The organism is Anaerohalosphaeraceae bacterium (assembly GCA_037479115.1).
Taxonomy (GTDB): domain Bacteria; phylum Planctomycetota; class Phycisphaerae; order Sedimentisphaerales; family Anaerohalosphaeraceae; genus JAHDQI01.
The window spans coordinates 62,460-84,164 of the sequence record JBBFLK010000005.1 but is presented as its reverse complement, the minus strand read 5'-3'; the positions used below and the strand labels follow the sequence as shown (position 1 = coordinate 84,164).

General features: G+C 57.5%; 15 protein-coding genes. All 15 read left to right on the top strand.

Features of this window, described 5'->3' with window-relative positions; genetic code table 11:
• Positions 1–4: 4 nt before the first annotated feature.
• Positions 5–787: a flagellar basal-body rod protein FlgG gene (gene flgG / locus WHS88_03800; GenBank protein ID MEJ5259295.1), complete on the top strand. Its 783-nt coding sequence runs from the start codon at positions 5–7 to the stop codon at positions 785–787.
• A 15-nt stretch (positions 788–802) separates the two neighbouring features.
• Complete coding sequence (gene flgA / locus WHS88_03795; GenBank protein ID MEJ5259294.1) at positions 803–1,777, top strand: flagellar basal body P-ring formation chaperone FlgA; 975 nt, start codon at positions 803–805, stop codon at positions 1,775–1,777.
• The gene (locus tag WHS88_03790) at positions 1,774–2,415 is read left to right on the top strand and encodes a flagellar basal body L-ring protein FlgH (GenBank protein MEJ5259293.1); all 642 of its coding nucleotides are present in this window, start codon (positions 1,774–1,776) and stop codon (positions 2,413–2,415) included. The genes flgA and WHS88_03790 overlap by 4 nt, the downstream gene beginning before the upstream one ends.
• A gap of 14 nt (positions 2,416–2,429) precedes the next feature.
• Positions 2,430–3,557 carry a flagellar basal body P-ring protein FlgI gene (locus WHS88_03785; GenBank protein MEJ5259292.1) on the top strand — a complete coding sequence of 376 codons (1,128 nt, stop codon included), beginning with the start codon at positions 2,430–2,432 and terminating at the stop codon, positions 3,555–3,557.
• Positions 3,557–3,952 (top strand): hypothetical protein, encoded by a 396-nt coding sequence (locus WHS88_03780; GenBank protein ID MEJ5259291.1) that lies wholly within the window; start codon positions 3,557–3,559, stop codon positions 3,950–3,952. The genes WHS88_03785 and WHS88_03780 overlap by 1 nt, the downstream gene beginning before the upstream one ends.
• Positions 3,949–4,458: a flagellar protein FlgN gene (locus WHS88_03775; protein MEJ5259290.1), complete on the top strand. Its 510-nt coding sequence runs from the start codon at positions 3,949–3,951 to the stop codon at positions 4,456–4,458. Before WHS88_03780 ends, WHS88_03775 begins: the two co-directional genes overlap by 4 nt.
• A 29-nt stretch (positions 4,459–4,487) precedes the next feature.
• On the top strand, positions 4,488–6,515 hold the full coding sequence (gene flgK / locus WHS88_03770; protein ID MEJ5259289.1) for a flagellar hook-associated protein FlgK: 2,028 nt from the start codon (positions 4,488–4,490) through the stop codon (positions 6,513–6,515).
• A 26-nt stretch (positions 6,516–6,541) separates the two neighbouring features.
• The gene (flgL, locus tag WHS88_03765) at positions 6,542–7,729 is read left to right on the top strand and encodes a flagellar hook-associated protein FlgL (protein ID MEJ5259288.1); all 1,188 of its coding nucleotides are present in this window, start codon (positions 6,542–6,544) and stop codon (positions 7,727–7,729) included.
• Positions 7,730–7,743: 14 nt separating this feature from the next.
• The gene (locus tag WHS88_03760) at positions 7,744–9,192 is read left to right on the top strand and encodes a glycosyltransferase (protein ID MEJ5259287.1); all 1,449 of its coding nucleotides are present in this window, start codon (positions 7,744–7,746) and stop codon (positions 9,190–9,192) included.
• Positions 9,193–9,344: 152 nt separating this feature from the next.
• Positions 9,345–11,027: a glycosyltransferase gene (locus WHS88_03755; GenBank protein ID MEJ5259286.1), complete on the top strand. Its 1,683-nt coding sequence runs from the start codon at positions 9,345–9,347 to the stop codon at positions 11,025–11,027.
• Positions 11,028–11,041: 14 nt separating this feature from the next.
• Positions 11,042–11,890 carry a hypothetical protein gene (locus WHS88_03750; protein ID MEJ5259285.1) on the top strand — a complete coding sequence of 283 codons (849 nt, stop codon included), beginning with the start codon at positions 11,042–11,044 and terminating at the stop codon, positions 11,888–11,890.
• 7 nt (positions 11,891–11,897) lie between these two features.
• Positions 11,898–13,553, top strand: coding sequence for a glycosyltransferase (locus WHS88_03745; protein MEJ5259284.1), 1,656 nt, complete (start codon positions 11,898–11,900; stop codon positions 13,551–13,553).
• Complete coding sequence (locus WHS88_03740; protein MEJ5259283.1) at positions 13,544–14,173, top strand: tetratricopeptide repeat protein; 630 nt, start codon at positions 13,544–13,546, stop codon at positions 14,171–14,173. Before WHS88_03745 ends, WHS88_03740 begins: the two co-directional genes overlap by 10 nt.
• Positions 14,170–14,514: a hypothetical protein gene (locus WHS88_03735; protein MEJ5259282.1), complete on the top strand. Its 345-nt coding sequence runs from the start codon at positions 14,170–14,172 to the stop codon at positions 14,512–14,514. Before WHS88_03740 ends, WHS88_03735 begins: the two co-directional genes overlap by 4 nt.
• A gap of 45 nt (positions 14,515–14,559) precedes the next feature.
• The gene (locus WHS88_03730) at positions 14,560–21,705 is read left to right on the top strand and encodes an FkbM family methyltransferase (GenBank protein ID MEJ5259281.1); all 7,146 of its coding nucleotides are present in this window, start codon (positions 14,560–14,562) and stop codon (positions 21,703–21,705) included.

Below are 21,705 nucleotides of genomic sequence, written 5' to 3'. Positions count from 1 at the left end.
AATTATGCTTCGTGCTTTTTCCACGGCGGCCACCGGCATGGATGCCCAGCAGACGATGGTGGACATCATTGCGCACAATCTGGCCAACGTCAATACGAACGGGTTCAAGCGGTCGTGTGTGAATTTTCAGGATTTGCTGTATCTGAAGCTGCGTCAGGCCGACCGCGAGGTGACGTCCGGTGTGACGGCCCCCAGCGGACTGGAGGTCGGCAGCGGCGTCAAAATTGCCTCCACCAGCCGGGTGTTTACACCGGGAACCCTGGAAAATACCGGCAACGAGCTGGATATGGCAATCCAGGGAGAAGGGTTTTTCCAGGTGACGCTGCCGAACGGGGAGCTGCGGTACACTCGAGACGGTGCCTTTCAGAAGGACGCCAACGGCTATCTGGTGACGGCCAACGGCTACCAGCTCAGTCCCGGGATTACCATTCCGTCGGATGCGATGGCGGTGGATATTGGGACGGACGGGACGGTGACGGTCCAGACGCCGTCGGGGGTGCAGGTGGTCGGAATGATTGAACTGTACCGCTTTCCGAACCCGGCCGGGCTGAGTGCGGAAGGGGACAATCTGTACCGGGAAACCGAGGCCAGCGGGGCGGCGGTGGCCGGTCAGGCCGGCCAGAACGGCTACGGAACGATTCTGTCGATGTATCTGGAAAAATCGAATGTGGAAATGGTGCAGGAGCTGGTGAACCTGATTACGGCACAGCGGGGCTATGAAATCAATTCCCGCTGCATTCGCACAGGGGACAATATGCTCCAGCAGCTCAGTCAGCTGATTCGGTAATCGCAAACAGGTGAGATGATGAGACTTTGGGTGCTTTTGTGCAGTGCGGTTTGGCTGGGAGCGGTGTCGAAAGAGGCCGGACTGGAGATTTATCTGCCGCGAACCGCTCAGGTGGACACGGAGGTGATTGAACTGGGGCAAATCGGCCTGCTGCAGGGTTCTGCCGAGCTGGCCGAGGCGGTTCGAAGGGTTCCGCTGGGGCGTTTTTCGATGCCGGGTCAGCAGATTACACTGGACCAGGCGACCATTCGCAGCTGTCTTGCGGACGGGAAGATTCCCTCCGAAAAGATTCGTCTGATGGGGGCGGAGCGGGTTGTCGTCAGCCGCAAAGGACAAACGCTGAGCGGTTCCGAGCTGATGGAGACGGCCCGGGCGTATCTTCAGTCTCAGCTGGCCGGACAGGATGTGATTATCGGGCAGGCCCTTACGACCCCGTCCGGACGTGTGCTCGAATCGGAGTCCGGCTGCCAGGTTGTTCCGATGCTCGCAAGCGACCGAACGCCGGGCCGGCGGACTGTGATTCTGTCGTTTCGCCGGGAGGGGCGGGAAATCAGCCGGATTCAGATTCCTTTCGAAGTTCGGTTTCGCAGCCGCCGGGTGATTGCGGCTTTGGACATCGCCGTCGGCCAGGTGATTTCCGCTCAGGCGGTGCGAGCGGAGGTTTCTGAAACGCCGGAACCGCAGACGGTCGAGCTGTCGGAGGTGGTGGGGATGACGGCCCGTCGGGCGATTTCGGCCGGCACGGCGATTCAGCCGTCGTGGCTTCAGAAGCCGGCGCCGCCGATTCTGGTTCAGCGGCGTCAGAAAGTGGTCTTGAAAATTGACACAGGCCTGATGCAGATTACCGCCGTCGGCGAGGCGCTCGATGACGGTGCGGAAGGACAAATCATTCGCGTCCGGCGCGGGCAGCGGCCGGAGGAGCGGATTGTGCTGGGGCGGGTGATGGCGGACGGAACCGTTCAGCCCATTTGGGAAAGGGAGAATCAATGAAGACAGGTCGGCAGCAAAAGTATGGATGGGAATGGTGGTTTTTGGCGGCGGCGGGACTTGCCTGTCTGCTTTGCCTGCCGGTTCAGGCCGGGTCAATCTGGGCCAAGCGGGCAGCGAATGCCAAGCCGCTGTATGCGGATGACAAGGCCAACCAAATCGGCGATGTGCTGACGATTGTCATCAGCGAAAGCCATAAAGTGGACAACAAGGTCAAGCAGGATTTAAGCCGCAGCAGCGAACGAAGTTTTGAAGTCGGCGGCGATGACATCTCCATTGGGCATGTGCTTCCGAGCGTCAGCAAGGTGAAGGTCGATTTGGATTCCAAGAAAAGTTTAAGCGGCAAGTCGGACTACAAGGATGAACGGAAGATTGAAGACCGGATTACGGTGGTGGTGATGGACATCCACCCGAACGGCAATCTGGTGGTGATGGGAACGCGGACGCGCGAGGTCAACGGGGATATGCAGACGATTCAGGTCAGCGGAATTGTTCGTCCGCGGGATATTCGGTTTGACAATACCGTTCGCAGCGAGCAGGTGGCGAATTTCCAGATGGTGGCCGTCAACGAAGGCGTCACGAAGGATTTCACCAAGCCCGGCTGGCTGGGGAAGTTTTTGGATAAAATCTGGCCGTTCTGATGAGGATTCAAAGGATGAAAAGACGGAGCGGAATACAGAATCTGGCGGCGGCGGTTTGTCTGGCGGGATGGACGGCGGCGGCCTTTTCGGCGCGGGTGGCGGACATCGTGCAGGTGCACGGGATTCGGGGCAACCCGCTGTTCGGCACCGGGCTGGTGGTGGGGCTGAACGGAACGGGGGACGGTTCGCTGCCCAGTGCGCAGATGCTCACGAGTCTGCTGCAGCGGGAAGGGCAGGTGAGTCTGTCGCCGGAGATGCTGCGGTCGGAGAATATTGCACTGGTGATGGTCACGGCGGAGCTGGGGCCGTGGGACCGGGAAGGGGCGCTGATTGACATTCACATTTCGGCACTGGGGCCGGCCAAGAGTCTGCAGGGCGGCACGCTGCTGGCGACGGAGCTCAAAGGTCTGGATGGAGAGGTGTATGCCGTGGCCCGCGTGGCGGCGGTTTCGACCAGTTCGTGGACGGTGGAGGGCAAAACCGGCAGCAGGGTGGCCAAGAATCATCCGACGGTCGGGCGGATTCCGAACGGAGCGTATGTGGAGCGGGCGGAAACGTCACGGTTTGTCCAGCTGATCGGCAATCAGCGGTATATTACGCTGTCGCTTCGGCATCACAACTTTACGACGGCCCAGCGGATTCGGGCGGCCATCGACCGGCTGTATCCGGACTGTGCCTTTGCGGAGGACCCGGGCACAATTCGGGTGCGGATTCCGGATGCAGTGCCGGATGCGGACATTCTGAAATTTGTGGATTCATTGCTGCAGCTGGAGGTGGAGGTGGATCTGCCGGGGATTGTGGTAATCAATGAGCGCACGGGGACGATTGTGGTCGGCGGGACGGTGAGCATTTCGGAAACGGCCGTCGCGCAGGGAGACCTGGTGGTGAAAATCAAAGAGCAGCAGTATGTTTCACAGCCGACCACGCCGTTTACGGATTCGGCTACGACGGTGGTTATTGATGATTCGGCCCTTTCGGTGGAGGAGCGTCAGGGATATCTGATTCCCGTTCCGCGAGCGGTAACGGTCGAGGAGCTGGCGAGGGCGCTGAATGCCATCGGGGCGTCGCCGCGGGACCTGATTTCCATTTTCGATTCGCTGAATCGGGCCGGCGCCCTGCAGGCCAGACTGGAGATGATGTGATGGCGGCGGACCTTCCCCTCGAGCCCCTGATGCCGTCTGCTTCCTTGCCGTCCCTGACGGCGGCGGAGCGTCTGGGAACACGGCAGGAATCCGCCGGACAAACCCGAGAGATCCAGGAGGCGGCCAAACAGTTTGAAGGAATTCTGCTCCAGCAGATTTTCAAGCAGATGAAAGAGGCCACGGAAGCCCTGAAGGCCGACGAGGAAGACGAAGGCGAAGAAGCCGCTTTCGGGGAGCAGATTCAAAGCCTGTTTTGGATGTTTCTGGGAGAGCAGATTACACGCGAAGGCGGGGTGGGCTACTGGAAAGAAATGGTTCGCCAGTGGACTGGGCCGGCGTCTGCTCAGGCCGCTTCGGATGCCGCCGGCGTGATGCGATTGGATGAGAGACTATGAACACAATCAGCCCAGAGTGGATCGATGAGCTGCTGGCCTATCTGGACCGTCAGGAACAGGTGCTGGAGCGGGTTCTGGCGTTTCTGGATGCGTTTCGCAGTTGCCTGATACGCCGGGACACGGCGGCGCTGGAGCGGATGCAGGGACAGCTGGAGGAGGAAGGACGGCTATGGGCGGAGATGGAAAGGCACCGCCGCCGGCTGACGGAACGGTTTGCCGCTGTGCTCGGATGCCGGGCGGAGGAAGTCTGTCTGTCGGCGATTGGGCAGCGGGCGGAACCGATGCAGCGGAAACAGCTGCAGGAGCGGCAGAGTCGCCTGAAGGACCTGACAGAGCGGCTTCGCCGGCAGCATCTGGCGACGGAGCTGCTGGTGCGGGAGTACGCCCGGCTGAATCGGCAGATGCTGGAAGTTCTGACCGGCTCTCGGGGGCAGGGCCGTCTGTATGATGCGCACGGCCGTTCAGGCGGAGTCATTTCGTCGGGGCTGATGAGTGCCCAGGGATAACCAGACAGACACCGAAAGGGACGGAACCTATGGCCGGCTATAATATCGGAATGAGCGGAATCAGCGCAGCGCAGAAGGCGCTGAATGTCATCGGCAACAATCTGGCCAATGCCGCTACACCGGGCTATCACCGTCAGCGGGTCGATTTGCGTCCGGCGCGGGATTCGTATATGAACGGGGTGATGACCGGTCAGGGGGTGGATTTCGTCGGGATTCAGCGGCAGATTGATGTGTTTCTGGAGTCGCAGATTCTTCAGTACAATTCCTCGCTGTCTTCGATGTCCCGCAAGCTGGATGCCCTGCGGATTGTGGAAAGTGCGATGGGCGAGCTGTCGCTGAGCAGCATCAGTGAGAGTCTGGACAATTTTTACGCGTCTCTGCACAGTCTGTCTCTGCGTCCGCAGGATGTGAACTATCAGACGTCGGTTCTGGCGTCGGCGGAAACACTCACCAGCCAGTTCCGCAATCTGGCGTCCATTGTGAACAATCTTCAGGATGCTCTTTATACGGAAGCCCAGGAAGTTGTGTCCAAAGTCAATCAGCTGGCCTCGCAGATCGCCCAGATGAATTTGGAGATCTTTACGCTGGGGGTTCAGGGGCAGGAGTGCGGCAATCTGATGGACCAGCGGGATGCCCTGATTGGACAGCTGGGCAGCTACATCGATATTCGGACCCATCGTCGGGAGTACGGAGTGGTGGATGTGTCCGTAGCGTCGATTCCGATTGTCATCGGGTCAAATATCAGTGCGATTCGACTGGGGGTGGTTGAAGAAGGGGGAAAGAGCCGTCTGGGAATTGCAGCGGAGGGAACGGAGAATTACGAGACCCGTTTTCAGAACGGCACGCTGGGGGCGGTTTTGGAGCTGCGGAATGAAACCCTGGCGGACTTTATGGACAAACTGGATACGCTGGCCGTGACGCTGATTTCTCAGATAAACCGGCTGCATGTTCAGGGAATCGGGTCCGGGGGTTCCTTTACGAGCCTGACCGGCTGGACAATAACGGAAAGCCGTGCGGCGGATTTTCAGCCGCCGGTGTCGGCCGGGACGCTGTATGTTCGGGTGATTGACCCGGATGGGACGGCCCGGCGGTATGCAGTCAGTATTGATGAAACCAGCACGCTGGAAAGCGTGGCGGCGGATTTGGCGTCGATTCCGGGGCTGGATGGAGCGACGGGGGTTTATGCCGGACGGCTGCAGATTGTGGCCAATACGGGTTACCGGTTTGACTTTCTGCCGGGTGTGCTGAGCACACCGACCTATACCGTGCCGCCGGTGCTGGCCGGAGCCGGTTCGGGGGACGACCAGAAGCCGCCGACAATCACCCTTTCCGGTCAATATACCGGGTCGGTCAATCAGGTTTATACCTGCACCGTTCGGACGAATCCGCCCGGACAGACCCTGGCCGTCGGAAACGGAACAATGTCGCTGGAAGTCCGGGACGGCTCGGGCACCGTTGTGGCCACCGTTCAGCTGGGGCAGGAGTATGTGCCGGGAACAGCGATTTTGCTGGAGCACGGCATTTCCATCACGCTGGGGACCAACGGCATCAGCCCGGGCTATCTGAATGACGGGGAAGTGATCGCGTTCGAGGCCCTGGCGAACTCGGATACATCGGGGTTTCTGGCGGCGGTGGGCATCAACTGCTTTTTCAGCGGGCGGGATGCCGCTTCGATTGATGTGTCGGATGACATTCGGCGGAATGTCTCGCGAATTGCCGTTGCGACCGGAGTGGAAGGGGCTGACAATCGCAACTGTGCTGCGATGGCGCAGCTGGGGGACCAGGGGCTGCTGTCTTTGAACGGGCTGACGACCAAGGAATATTACCGCCAGATTGCCGTGGATATCGGACAGAAGATTTCGATTCTCCAGATGCAGTCGAACAATACGCAGGAGATTGTCCGCAGTCTGGAGGAGCAGCGGGATATTGTCAGCAGCGTGGATGTCAATGAACAGGCCGGCCTGATGATTATGTTTGAGCGGCTGTTTCAGGCAATGGCCAAATACATGAACAGCGTCAATTCGTCGATTGATACGATTATGGGCCTGCTGACCTGAAAGGGCCTGACAGAGGAGATGTCCGGATGAGTTATTCCCTCGAATCGATATTCAAGACAACCTATTGGGCCGTCACGCGGCATTCAGAAAAGCTGAATATTCTTCAGCAGAAGGCCGCCACGGGTCAGGATTTGAACCGGATATCGGATGACCCGAGCCGGGCCAACCAGATTCTCGGTTTTCAGACCGACAAACGGAAGAAAGAGGTGTATGTCAAAACCATGGGGGAGGCCATCAGCATTCTGGACCTGAGCTCCTCCGTGGTGCAGAGTATGATGAAGGAGATGGCCAACGCTCGTGCTTCGCTGGCGTCCACGATGTCGGGCACGACGAGTTCCCAGGTTCGGCGCACGCTGGCGGCCGAAATCAACAACGCACTCGAACAGGTCATTTCGTTCGCCAACTCCACCCGACTCAGTCAGTATCTGTTCGGAGGGGCAAAGGCCGAGCAGGCGCCGTATGCTGTCGAACGGGACGGAAACGGCCGGATTGTCCGGGTGATTTATCAGGGCAGCCAGGAGGAGCAGAAGGTGGAGGTGATTGACGGGATGGAGATTTCGGCCCTGCTGGTGGGGGATCGCCTGTTTCGGGATGACAGCCGCCAGACACCCGTTTTTTACGGGTCCACCGGCGCCAAGGCGGGCAGCGGCACGTCGAGCGTCCGCGGGGATTTGTATCTGACGGTGGAGGGAGGGCCGGGCAGCTGGCAGCTCTCCATTGACGGAGGGGCTTCCTGGGTGACGGTCAGCGGAACGGAAACCAATGCGGCGGTCATTCATTCCCGGACCGGAGAGGTTCTGTATGTGGATGTCAGCGAAATTCGGCAGACAGGAACAGAGCCGGTTCGTGTCCCCGGTACCTATGACATTTTCAATATTCTGATTTCCGCCCGCGATTTGCTGAACAATTCGCAGAACCTGGACGACAAAACGCTGGAGAATCTGCTGGGGGCGACGCTGGTTTCGATGCAGGAGGTGGAAGAGAAGCTGGTTCGCTCGTTTCCGATTATCGGAGGGCGGATTGAAACGCTCACGAACCTCAAAGACAGTATGGAGGATATGAAAGTCAATTCGGAGGATGAAATCAGCCGCCTGCTGGATGCAGATATAACGCAGCTGTCGATAGATTTGGCGCGTCATCAGCTTTTGTATGAGATGTCGCTGACGGCGGCTTCCAAGATTTTCTCGACCTCTTTGCTGGATTTTCTGAAATAGAAAGGATTTCGGCGGTGTCAGTAGAAACAGAATCTCCGACTCGACTGTATCAGAAGGCGGTGCATCTGGCGAAGGAGGGACACATCTCCGCCGCCCGCTCCTGCCTGGATTCCTATTTGCGGCTGCGTCCCTCCTTCGGACCGGGCTGGCATCTGGCGGGCCGCCTGGCGATGGCGGAAGGGGATTCTCGTCAGGCGGTTCGGTGTTTTCAGCGGTGTCTTTCTCTGCTGGACGGTCCGAAAGAGGCCCTGGCCGACCTGGCGGAGGTCTGGCTGAAGCTGAATCGTCCGGACCAGGCTGCCGGTCTGCTTCGTCGGATGCGGCAGGAGGGCGTCTGGCGCGATTCGGCGGTTCTGGAAGCAGCGGGCTGTTTTCTCCGTCAGCATCAGCCGGCTCGTGCGATGGATCTCTTTCAAATGGGCCGCAGCACATCCAAAAATCCGCTGATTTATGAGGCACCGATTGAACAGCTGAAGGCCTGCCGGCCCAAGCTGGCCTTCTTCTGCGGAGCGGACGGTCCGACATTTCTCAAGCCGCTTCTGGACTATCTCCAGCCGCGTTATCCGGTTCGGGTTTTCAGCGGTTCCCGTCCGGAGGACGTGCAGGCTTTGATGAATTGGAGCGATATTTCCTGGTTTGAGTGGGCGACGAATCTGGCCCAGATCGGCACGCATTTGCCCAAGAGCTGCCGAATTGTGGTTCGGCTGCATCGCTATGAAGCCTATATGCCCTGGCCCAAACAGATTCACTGGCCGAATGTGGATGTGCTGGTTACGGTCGGGAATTCGTATGTGATAAAGGCCCTCGAAGAGTGGGTGCCCGATATTCGAAAACAGGTGGCGATTGTCCGGATTCCCAATGGAATTGATGTGGACAAGATACCGTTTGTCCGGCGGGAGCGGGGGAAAAAGATTGCCTTTGTGGCGAATCTCCGAATGGTTAAGAACCCGATGTTTCTGCTCCAGTGTATGTATCAGCTGCATGAGATCGACCCGGAGTATCAGCTCTACATGGCCGGACGAATGGATGATTTGCTTTTGAAACAGTATTTGGAGCATCAAATTCGGCTTTTGGGTCTGGAAGGGGTGGTTCATTTTGAAGGCTGGCAGGAGGATATTTTTTCCTGGCTTGCCGACAAGCATTATCTGGCGGTGACCAGTGTGATTGAAAGTCAGGGGATGGGGGCGCTGGAGGCGATGGCGGCCGGCCTGAAACCGGTGATTTATCATTTCCCCGGGGCCGACGAGATTTACGACAAGAATTGTCTGTTTACGACACCCGAAGAGTTTTGCCAGCAGATATTATCGGACGATTATGAACCATATACCTATCGGGAGTATGTAGAGAGGCGATATCCGATAAATCGGACGCTTCGCCTCGTGGATGAATTGCTCAGCTCCTTCGAACAGGGCCGGTTTGAAGGGCAGCGACAGGACGTTTCGGCTGAACCTGTTTTGATTTGAAGGAGGGTGTTCGAAGATTTGACAAAGGGTCGGTTCAAAGGGCGGGAAATGGGTTTGTTTTCGTCCAAAAAAGGCGATTTTGAAGTCGGGCATAGGATTTGCACAACCGGTGATATGGATGCGGATTAACAACCTCTTTGAGGAGTTTGAAGATGTCTGGACACGATAGACAAGCGGTCAGGCAGGCCGCAGAACTGGCCGAACAAGGGCGTTTTGAGCAGGCTTTGGGGCTTCTGCAGGGATTTTTGAGGGAGCAGCCGAATGATGCGGAAGCCCTCAATGACGCCGGTACGATTTTGTACTGTCTGCATCGGGGCCGCGAGGCAATCGAGTACTTTCAGAAGGCTCGCAGTCTTTGCAGCGGTGACATGCTCACCCAGGTTCTTTTTAATCTGTGTGAGGCCTATATCGCCGAGCATCAGCCGGAAAAGGCCGTCGGACTGCTGGATGAGATGGCGGACCGAGAGATTCTGAATGTGGATATACTGAATCGGATAGCGAATTGTTTCGTGGATAAGGGTTCGCTGGGGCCCGCGATCGAAATGCTTCTGTATTCGCTGCGGCTGGCTCCGAATCAGGAAATCCTTCGTCCGATGATTGAAATTATCCGCAGCAAACGGGTTTCGATTTGTCTGTATGCCGAGCAGCAGCGGCGTCTGGAAGGCCTTCGGGGATATCTGGAGGCTCGGTATCCGCTGTCAGTGTGTACCGGCGGGACGATGCCTGCGGTGCCGGAGGGAGGGCATTCGCGGAGTATTTCAATTTTCACCGGCATCAGCCGGGCCTTTCTGGATGAACGGCATCGGGACATCCCGGCGGTGCTGGTTCTGGACTATGAGGACCTGAATCATCCGGCGCTGGAGCGGATAGACTGGGCGGGGGTTCGTGCCGTTTTGGTTCCTTCCCAATCGGCGGCAGAGCAGATTCGCCTGCGTTTGGGCGGTTTTCCTTCCTCCGTGCAGCTTTTGACGATGGGACCGGGTGTGGATGCCGAGACAGTTGTATTTGCCGAACGCCGAAAGGGCAAACGGCTGGCGGCCGTCGGACCGTGGACGGCTCATCAGAATCCGATGTTTCTGCTTCATTGTATGCAGAAGCTCCATTATCTGGATGCGGATATGCGGCTTCACCTGGCCGGAGAATTTGAGGATGAGAGCGTGCGGGCTTATGTCGAATCGCTGATTGAGGCGATGGGGCTGGAGAATGTCGTTTTTCTGGACGGAGTTCCCCGCAGCTGGGCCCGGTGGCTGAAGGATAAGCATTACATCGTATCGGCGTCGGTGGACGGTCGGTCGATGCCGTCGGTTCTTCAGGGGATGGCGGCGGGGCTGCGTCCGGTTGTTCACCATTTCCCGGGTGTGTGCGAATATGTGGAGAAGGAGTTTGTATTTGTTCTGGCGGAAGATTTCTGCCGGCAGATTCTGGAAGGGGCGTATGAACCGATGCGCTACCGCACCTGGGTGCTCGACCGCTTCTCCCCAATCCAGGCGTATTTACCGCTGGTTCGGATTCTTTCGGAGCTGGAACGCAGCCGGCTTTTTGTTTCGAGCGGAGCAGGAAGCGGCTCGCCGATGCCGGGCTCTGTGCAGGCCGCTGCATCCAGACCGCTGGAGCCGGCGGTCTCTGTTTCTTCTCCGATTTCCGACCGTCTGCAGCCGTCGGAACCGGCGGCGGCTGGTTCGCAGCCGGCCGTCTCGGCTTCGATTGAGGAACTGGCCCACAGGGCACTGGAGGCGGCGCAGCGGCTGAAGAATTCGGGAAAGTCGGCTTCATCGGAAGAAACCGAGGCGGTCTGCTCGTGTTCGGGAAGGAGTCCTTCTGCGGCCCCTTTTTAGCGGAAACATCTGCTTTGTCGGCGGAGCCGCCGAGCCGGTCAGACGGACCGGCGGGTTCCGAGCGGGCCCTTCGCAGGGTGCTGGTTGTGCCGCCGGCGGGGCTGCTGGCGGCCCTGTTGGCTGAACCGGCGATTCGTCTGTTCGGCCAGACGTTTGCCTCGGAGCAGGAAATTACCATCTGCCATGAATATGCGGATTTATACATCGGGCATCCCGGGGTACGGAGTCTGGCCTACGGCGATGCCGGAGAGCTGAAGGAATCGTTTGACAAGGTGATATACCTGCGGGGTGCACCGCGGAAAGGAGCCGGTATGGACTGGATGTTTGATGCGGCAGGACAGCTGGGCGTGCGTCTGGAGCAGCAGACGCCTCAAATCCTTTTAAATAGTTTTGATTTTGTCCGGTCCCAGCGGTTCGGCCTGTCGAAACTGGCCCGTCCGCGTATTGTGCTGGCGCCGATTTCGGCGGACTGTCCGAGCTGGCTGTCGTCTCAGGGAGCCGAAGTGGGGCGTCTGCTGAGAGAAAAATGGGGGGGCAGTCTTGTGTATGTGGGCGGAGGCAGCGGTCCGGCGGCTCCGGAGGCCAAGGACCTTCGCGGCAAGCTGACGGCCCGTGAGATTGCAACGGTTCTTCGGCAGTGTGAACTGCTGATCAGCGAGGATGAGGAGATTGCGGCGCTGGCGGCGGCGATTCACCTGCCGATGGTGTATCTGGGAAAGAATTCCTGGGACTGCTGGCCGATGAAGGAAGGCAGCGGAATGGTGTCGGTTTGTCCGGCTCAGCCGCAGGAGGTGCTGGAGGCGGCGGAACGGCTGAAGATTTCCTGGGCGAAGGAGAAGCCCGCTGAAGAATCTGTTTCGTAAGACAGGGATGGCTCGACGTTCTTCACATGGTCCGCTGGTGACGGTTCTGATGAACACGTACAACCGGCCCGGCTATCTGGCCGAGGCGCTGGAAAGCGTGTTTGCTCAGACCTGGCCGCACTTTCAGATTGTGCTGGTTCGGGACGGGGGCTGTCCGGTGGATGAGGTGGTGCGGCGGTTTTCAGACCGCCGGCTGACCTTTATCAACCGTGCGGAAAACCGCGGGCCGGGGTATTCGTTCAATGAGGCGCTGGGCTATGCCCGCGGAGAGTATCTGTGTCATCTGGATGACGATGATAAGTATTACCCGCATCATCTGGAGACGCTGGTTGAGGCGATTGAAAGCCAGGACCGCTGCGGGGCGGTGTACAGCGATTTGTACAAGGTGTACTGCCGCGTCAGGCCGGACGGGCGGCGCATTGTGCTTGCCAAGCACGTGGAGGTCTCACGGGATTTTGACCGGATGATGATGCTTCAGTTTAATCATGTGCTTCATGTGAGCATTCTGCATCGCAAGGAACTGCTGGAGCGGGCGGGGGGATACAACGAAAATCTCAATGTCCTGATAGACTGGGATTTGCATCGAAAACTGTGTTTTTATACGGATTTCCTTCATATTCCGACGATTACGGGGGAGTACTATACACCGGTCGGCGACAGCGACCGGATTTCCGTTCGGCGACGGAAAAATGTCTCGGATTATCTTCGAAATGTGCTGACCATCCGGACGACGCGTCCGCCCAAGCCGTGGCCGTGCGTGGAGGATTTGTCGGTTCTGATTTTGGCGGCTCGTGCGGATGAGTTGCTGGATCGGACGCTTCGGGACTTGTGGTCGCATACCTTTTATCCGCAGCGGATTTATGCAGCGCTGGCGCCGGAGGAGGCCGCCGGATGGCGTACGCTGGTTCCCAATGTGACGATTGTGCCGGCGGAAGCGGGCAGCTCTCTCGAAGCGCGTCTGGACCGAATGCTGTCGGTTTGCGAAGGGACGTATGCCGCAGTGGTCCCGACCGGTCTTTCGGCGGAGATGGATGAAACGGCATGGCTGGAACGCTCCCTCTGTCCGCTGCTGAACAGCCGACAGCCCCGGGAGGCGTTTGAGCTGGTGGAAGCGACCGAAGACTGCTGGGGGGCGGTTTTCCGCACAGAGGAGCTTCGGCAGGCCCGTCGGCAGTACGGCCGTTTGCCTTTGCGGGCGTCGCTGGAGGCGGCCGGCTTTTCGATTCGCAGGCCGAAGACGGAGGACTACCCGTTTCAGTTTGACCGGATGCTGGCGGCGGCAGAACAGCTTCAGCGGGAGGGGGGATGGGAATCCGCCGCTTCCCTGTATGCCTATCTGGCGGAGCATTTCGGGAATGAGCTGTGGATGCGGACCCAGCAGGCGTATGCCCTGTACAAAGCGGGGCGTTTTCGGCAGGCGCTGGAGGTGCTCGAGCCGGTGCAGACAGCCCGGCCGACGGTTTTTACCCTGCAGCTGGCCGCCCGCATCTTTCAGGAGCAAAAGGATTACCGGCGGGCGATGGACTGCTACCAGCGCGCCTGCCGGATTTTGGATGGAACGGAGGCGAGAAAAACGCAGACTTCAGCAATTCGACGAAGAGCAGCCAAGCCGGCCGCCGACGAGCCGGTGCTGTCAAGCCAGGAGAGCCGACTATGGATTTAGCGGGTGCATTGCAGAATCCCGACCAGGGATGGATGCAGCGGTATGAGATTGTCAAGGAACTGGGAGACTGTTATGCCTCGGTGGGCGAATATGAGAATGCCCGCCGATGTTATGAACAGGCCTCGTGGCTGGAGCCGGATGAGGCGGGGCCGTATGTGGGCACCGGTGTGATTGAACTGCAGCAGGGGCGGCTGGAGGATGCCGAACTGGCGTTTCGCGTGGCGCTTCGGCTGGATGCGTGCAACAGCCGGGCCTGGGCGGGACTGGCGATGATTGCCCAGCAGTGCGGACGGCTGCAGGAGGCGTTTGAGTATTATCTGAAGAGTCTGGAACTGGACAACAATCATCTGACGGCGCTGCTGGGGCTCTTTCAGGTGTCCTGCCAGATGGGGACGTTTCGCCAGGTCATCCACTATCTGCAGGTGTATCTGCAGATGCATCCGGGAGACACATCCGTGATGTTCTGTCTGGCGGCACTGTATGCAAAGGAAGGCCAAATACGGCAGGCTCAGGAGCTGCTGAGGGATGTTCTGGCGCTGGAACCGGAGCATGCCGATGCCCGGCAGCTGCTGGAGGAACTGGAGCACAAGGCCCAACAGAAAGGCGGGAATGAGCGATGAACAAAACGACGGAGTTACCGGAGACTCGGGCGGCCGAGGGGACGACAGAAGACCGGCAAAAGCTGGCCTATTTGACCGAGCTGCTGGAGCGGCAGCTGGAGAAGCTGCGCCGATATGACCTGGATGGGGCGGTTCAGCTGGCGGAGGAATCGCATCGGTTTGCCGAACAGCTTGCCGGAGAAGGGATTCTGGAGCGGCCTGAATATGCGGCCTGCAGGCAGACAATCCAGGGACTGTATCAGGACATCTGTCTGGTGATTGCCGCCGAACGGCAGGAGGTGGCGGACAAACTGCGGCAGATTCGGGAGGGGATTCGGACGCTGTCGGCTTATGGAAAATAAGCACAGCAGTTCATTGAACCTGAAAAACAGCCGGGAAAAAGTCCGATGAAAACAGCTTTGTCTATTCCAACGGACTGGAAAGAAAAGGTTGAACAGCATCTTGCTCGGGGAGAGGCGGATTCTGTCTGTCGGGAGTGTGCGGCCCGTCTGCAGGCGGAGCCCGCGGATGCCTTTGCCTTTTTTTCGCTGGGCCGGGCTTTTCTGCTCAAAAACCAACTAAAGGAGGCCCGGACGGCCCTGGAGACGGCGGCTCGGCTGGAGCCGTCCAATGCCCAGATCGCTTTTTTTTACGTCTGGGTGTCCTCCGTGCAGGGAAAGACAGGAGATTTCTCGGACTACCTTCGGAACCGCACAGAAGAGGCCGTTCGCATTCTTCAGGACCCATGCCTGCGGGTTTATCCGTCCTGTCTGTTTGAGCATCTCCTGAGCGCGGCTTCTGATTTGGCGGCTGAATCCCCGAGGAACTGGAGATATTTTTGGCTGATGGCGCTGGCGGCGGCAAAGCTGGGCCGGACAGAGGCGGCAGAAGCGGCCTGCAGGACGGTGCTGGCGCTGAATCCGGAATTCTGGTATGCCCGGGAACTGCCCAAGCATCTGCGCGGTTATTATGCCCAGAATGGTCAGGATGAACTGATAGAACGGTATTTTGCGGAGCGAAGGCCCCGGTGCAAGGTGTTTGTGGAGGTGGGAGCATTTGACGGCATTCACTACAGCAATGTCCGGCGGCTGGCGGAACGGCACGGCTGGGCGGGGCTGTGCATTGAGCCGGCAGAGGCCAATTTTGAGAAACTTCGACGGGCCTGGCTGGGCTGGGATGTGCGGTGTATTCGGGCGGCCGTATCCAGTCGGAGCGGAACGGCCCAGCTGTACGTGTCGGAGTACCCGCATCTGCCGGACTGGGGCAGCGATGTGGCTTCGCTGGACGGTTCGCAGAGGGACCGCTGGACGAAGGCCTATGGAGCCCGCTGGAGGAAGGAAACGGTTGAAGCCAAAACCCTTACGGAGATTCTGGAAGAACAGGGGCTGGAGGATGTGGCGCTGCTTTCCATCGATACCGAAGGGCATGACTTGGAGGTGCTGCAGGGACTGGATTTCAGGAAATACAGGCCGCAGCTGATTGTTGTGGAGTACGGCTCGCAGCGGCAGGACATTCTTCGGTATGTTTCTTCGCATGGATACAGTCTGATTTGGGATAATCGGCAGGATCTTTTTTTTGCCGACATTCAGCCGATTCAGGGCGGAGCGTCCGCAAAAAATTATACAGGACAGCGGAAAGAGCCGTATCAGGAAATTCAGGAGGATGTCGAAGAGAATTTGTGCTCTCTGATCGGCAAGCCGCAGGATGCTCCTTTGCGGATGGTGATTGTGGGGGCCTATCTGGGGCAGGAAATCGAGCGATTTCTGCGGCGTTATCCCCGTGCGGAAATCTTTGCCTTTGAGCCGAATCCGAGGACGTTTGCCCTGCTCCAGCAGCGATACCGCTCCGAGCAGCGGGTTCACTGTTATCCCTTTGCGGTTTCCGACCGGAAGGGGACGATGGTTTTTTATGAAAACAATCTGCCGGGGACGGGTTCTCTTTTGCCGCTTCGGTCCGGCTGCCGCGGAGATTTCGGACAGGAAATAGCCGAGCAGTTCGGCATTCGCTCTCAGGAAACATTTCCGGTGGAGTGCATTCGGCTGGATGAGTTTGAGCCGCTGAAAAACAAGCCGGTGGACCTGCTGTGGTGCGCTGTCCAGGGGGCGGAATTGTCGGTGCTGCGCGGGGCCAGGCGGGTTCTGGCCAACTGCAGCATTTTGTTTCTGGAAGTGTGGCTGTATGCCGCACTGTATGAAGGACAGGCCAGACTGATTGACCTGGAAGGTTTTCTGGCCGGGCGGGGGTTTGTGCTGGGCGGAATCGGGCTGGACCATAAATTCGGAAACGGCAGCGGCAACGCCTTCTGGCTGAATGAACGGCTTGTGCAGACGAAACCTATCGACGAGTCTTTCGTCCGGATTGAAAGTATTCGTTCTCAGCTCAACCCGCATCTGTTTCGAATCGGATATCTTCCGGAGCAAGGGCTTGTGAAAAAGCAGCGTCTTTCCCCGTCTGCGCTGGTTTGTGCCGAGCGGTTTGACCTGACAGCCAAAATTCTTTATGGGCGGTTTTATCGGCAGCGGCTGAAAAGCGACTGGGGTCGGCGGGTTTATCTGGCTCATCTGAAGGTTTTCAACAACTTTTTGGAAGAAGACGGGTCCGGCAAGGCGGGCCCTGAGGCCTTTTTAAGACGGTATGATTCTCTGCTGGAGTCTTTAGCGGCGGAGGGGTTTGACCCGACGCGCTCGCTGCTTCCGGTCGATCAGAACGGGACGATTATCGACGGAAGCCATCGGGTTGCGGCGGCTTACCTGACCGGACAGGATGTGTACACGGCCGTTTTTGACCGTCCGGCCTCCCGATACAATTATGCATGGTTTCTGCAGCGGGGACTGGAGCCCAAGTATGCGGATGCAATGGCTTATGAATACTGCAAAATCAAAAAAAACACATACATTGTATCCGTCTTTCCCTGTGCCGAGGGTCGGGAGGAGGAGATTGTTTCCATTCTGTGCCGGTATGCTCGGCTTGTGTATCGAAAAGAGCTTGTTCTGAGGAAAAACGGACCGTTTTTCTATATCAAACATGCCTATTTGGGTGAACACTGGACCGGCAGTCCGTCCGACGGTTTTCGGGGATATCAGGACAAGGCCGTCAACTGTTTTCGCGGAAGGGGACCGCTTCGGGTGTATCTGATTGAAGCGGATTCTCCGGAGGCGGTTCGGAGCTGCAAGCAGGAGATTCGAGAGCTGTTCGGTTCGAATAAAGATGCGGTTCATATTAATGACTCCTATGAAGAAACCCTTCGGCTGGCGGGCCTGTGTTTTAACGAGAACAGCCTCCATTTTCTGAATCATGCGGAAACGGTGTATTTTGAATCGTTTCACCGTCAGCTGCAGGAATATCGGACGCTTCTGGAGCAAAGCGGTGCCGACCCGGAGTGCTTCTGCATTGACGGAAGTTCGGTGATGGCGGCCTATGGAATCCGGCCGGCACGGGATATTGATTATCTGCATGTGGGATATGAGGCTCTGCCGGCAAAAGCTTCCTGCCGGCTGGAAAGTTACAACAAGGCCGCCGTGTATCATCAAAAGCCGCTCGACGAGGTTGTTTTCAATCCGGAGAATTATTTTTATTTTGAAGGGCTGAAGTTTGTTTCACTGCAGGAACTCTTCCGGATGAAGTCAAACCGTACGGAGCCGAAAAACAGGGCGGACGTGCCCCGCATCAGACCGTACCTGAGCATCCTTCCTGCGGCAGCATTGGAAAAACCGGCGGAACGGAGGCCCAAAATTGTGGGGCTGGTGACGGCGCGGAACGAAGAGCCGATTATCGGCCAATGCCTGCGGCTGCTGTCGCAATTTACGGATGCGATTGTTTTTCTGGATGACTGTTCCGAAGACCGGACGCTGGAGATTGTCCGGGGTCTGGCGGAAAGCTGCCGGGTGGAGCGGATTTTGACCAAAGACTGCTGGTTCCGGGATGAACCGGGCGACCGAAACCGGGTGCTGCTGGCGGGCCGGGAAATCGGCGGAACCCATTTTATCGTACTGGATGCCGATGAGGCCTTTACCTCCAATTTTCTGACGGACAATTGTCTGCGGAACATGATTCTGGCGATGCAGCCCGGAGACCACTTGTGGATGAACTGGATTGCTCTGTGGCGAAGTCCGCACCAGTATCGCCGGGATGGGTCGGTCTGGACAAACAACTACAAGCCCTTTGTCTTTTGCGACGACGGGCAGTGTTCGTATGCCTCCGATTTTATTCACACGCCGCGCGTTCCTTCCAGTCTGCGGGGACGAAAATTAACCCTCCAGGGGTATTCACATGGCGTGCTGCACTTCCAGTTTGTCAACTGGGACAATCTGCTTTGGAAGCAGGCCTGGTATCGGTGTCTGGAGCGGATTCGCAACCCGCAGAAGCCTGTGGACCAGATCAACAAACTCTATGCCCCCAGCAAGGATGAACGGGACCTTCATCTGGAACCGGCGGACCCCGAGTGGTTCCGGCACTATGCCGATTTTGACCCGAAGGTGTATCAGCGTCCCAATCCCTGGTATGAACGGCAGGTTCGGGATTGGCTGAAACAATACGGGCCGGAGTATTTCCAAGGTCTGGATATTGAGGATGTTCTGGGCCGGTCTCTGTCCGACGGGCGCAGCGGGGACTGTCTGGTGTCCGCGATTGTTTCCGCCTACAACAGCGAGGAATTCATCCGCGGATGTCTGCAGGACCTGGTTGAACAGACGCTTTTTCAGAAGGGGGCAATGGAAATCATTGTTGTGGACAGCGGTTCCCGGCAGAACGAACGAGCGATTGTTCAGGAGTTTCAGGCCCGCTATCCGAACATTCGGTATGTCCGTACGGAAGAGCGGGAAACGGTTTATGCGGCGTGGAATCGGGGAATCCGGCTGGCCCGGGGAAAATACATTACCAATGCCAATACGGATGACCGCCATGCGCCGGACATGCTGGAAAAACTGGCCTCGGTTCTGGAGCAGAATCCCGATGTCAGCTATGTGTATTCGCATTTTTATATTACGCAGATTCCCCATCAAACCTGGCGGAACAAGACGCCCTCTCGGGTAATGGAGCTTCCGCCGTATTCGCGGGAGCTGCTGCTGAAGAAGTATTACTGCGGACCGCAGCCGATGTGGCGCCGGGATGTGCATGAGGAATACGGGTATTTTGACGGCCGTCTGAAATCCTCCGGCGACTACGAGTTTGCCCTGCGGATTTCCCAGACCCGCAAACTGATGCTGGTGCCGGAGGTTTTGGGGCTCTATTACCAGAATCCCAACGGGATTGAAAACAGTTCCGGGGCCGGAAGAGCCGAGGATGAGCTGATTCGTGCTCTGTACGCAAATGCCTGCGGATACGTTCGCCGGCCGTTTGTGCCGGAATCGGAGGAAACCGCCGGTGGGATTCAGAACCCGGCAGCGGACAAAGGCCCACACGCTGTATCAGGCATGAAAGAAAGCCTTCGGAAGCCGTTGGACGGTTCCAGACCTCGGTTTTCTCTGATTATGCGCAATTACAACAAAGGGCCGTATATTCGTCAGGCTATCGAGTCGGTTCTGACTCAGACGATATCGGATTGGGAATTGATTATTGTAGATGATGCCTCCACAGACAATTCTGTGGAAATCATTGAGTCTTATTTGTCCGACCCGCGTATCCGGCTGATTCGTCATCCGGTTCGGCGGGGGGCCTCGCAGGCGATTTTGACCGGTGCAGCGGCCGTTCGGGCTGAGGTGTTCGGAGAACTGGACAGCGATGACGCCCTGCTTCCGACGGCTCTGGAACGAATGCTCGAGGCCCACGAGGCGCATCCCGAATGCGGTTTTATTTATTCGCAGCATATTCTTTGCGACCAGGACCTGAAGCCGATAAGGCTCGGTTTCTGCCGGCCGATTCCTCCCGGTCAGACGACGCTGGAGGCAGGCGGGTTTATCAGCGCATTTCGCACCTACAAACGGAAGGATTATTTCAGGACTCCGCTGCACGATATCGAACTGGAAAGTGCAGAGGACAAAGATATCTATCATAAGATGGAGGAGGTGACAGGCATCTGGTTTGTTCCGGAGCCGCTGTATCTGATCCGCCAGGTTCCGAACTCGCTGAGTCTTGGGAGCCATCAGCCTGCTTCCGGGTGGCTGTACTGGGGACGGGCCAAAATCAACGCCCTTTGGCGGCGAAGTCAGCCGGCAGCCGCCGAGGAGAAACGGAATCCGAATGAGGTATTCGGCCAGAAGCTTCGGGAAGCCCTTCAGAAGGATTTCCATATTCAGTTTTTGGTTTGGCTTCTCCGGGAAAACCGGGAACTGCTGATTCAGAAGATTGCTGTTCCTCCAACAGTTCGTTCTCAGACAGTCAATGAAATCGTTTTGTGGCTTGCGGTAGACGCCCCGATTCAGCAGGTCGTCTCTGTTCTGAAAAAAGACGGTGTTCTCGGTCAATATGCGTTGGCGTCTGAACCAGAATCAGAGCCGCTTTCGTCTTCATCGGCTTCTGACTTGTGCTGCCGGCTGGATTCGACTCCCTTGGTGAGTATCTGTATGACGGCGTACAATACAGAGCGGTTCATCCGGCGGGCGATTGAATCCGTTTTGGCTCAAACCTACGAAAACTTTGAGCTGATTATTGTGGATGACGGCAGTACAGACGGCACGGCGAAGACTGTGCAGTCGTTTCGGGACCGACGAATCCGATTTTTCTCCCAGCCGCACAAGAATGCGGCGGCTGCCTCAAATCGGGCAATCCGAGAGGCCCGCGGCGATTTTGTGATGATGATTGATTCGGATGATTTCATCGGGCCGAGTTATCTGGAGCGGATGGTCGCTTTTGCCGTGCAGAATCCGGGATATGATTATTATTATCCCGAAAAACTGACGTTGGTCAATGAGGCCGGCCAGCCGACAGGAATTGTGTGGAAGTATGAACCAATCAACAATTCCGCGGTTCTTCCGACTCTGCTGTTTGCCCGGGGCAATTCGCCGATTCCGAATGCCGGCTCGCTGAAGCGGCGGGCCCTGTTCGAAAAGACCGGCCTGTTGAGAGAACTGGACAATGTGGAGGATTTTGATTTCCTGTGCCGCTGCGGACCTCAGATACGGTTTCAAATGGTCGGGGGGATTTCCGATTATTTCTATCGAAGATTATCTGATGCCAACACGGTCTGCTTTCAGCAGCGTCATTCCATTACGGTTCGCTGTCTGGAGGAAATGCTGGAACGGTATTCTCCGGAGCAGCTGTGTCCCGCTGCGGCGGCGGAGCGCGATGCGTATGAACGCCGGCGGATTTTTTGGGATTATGTAGTTTCCATTTTTGAAAAACATGCGGAGACCTATGCGGACAGAAACGGGGAACTTTTTGCCCAATGTGCCGAAAAATACAGACGAAAAAGGGCGGAAATTTTGGTCCGAGAAGGTTTCCAGTTCATCCAGGAAGCAATCCAAGAGAAGAATGTCCGACAAGCGGTTCGAATATGTCGGGATTTGCTGTCCGATAAAACACTGAATTTGTCCGAGGACAGCCGGCAAATGCTTCAGCAAATCCTCCACCAGCTGGAAGCAGAGCGTCCGGACCGCGAACTGGTTTTTCAGATGTGA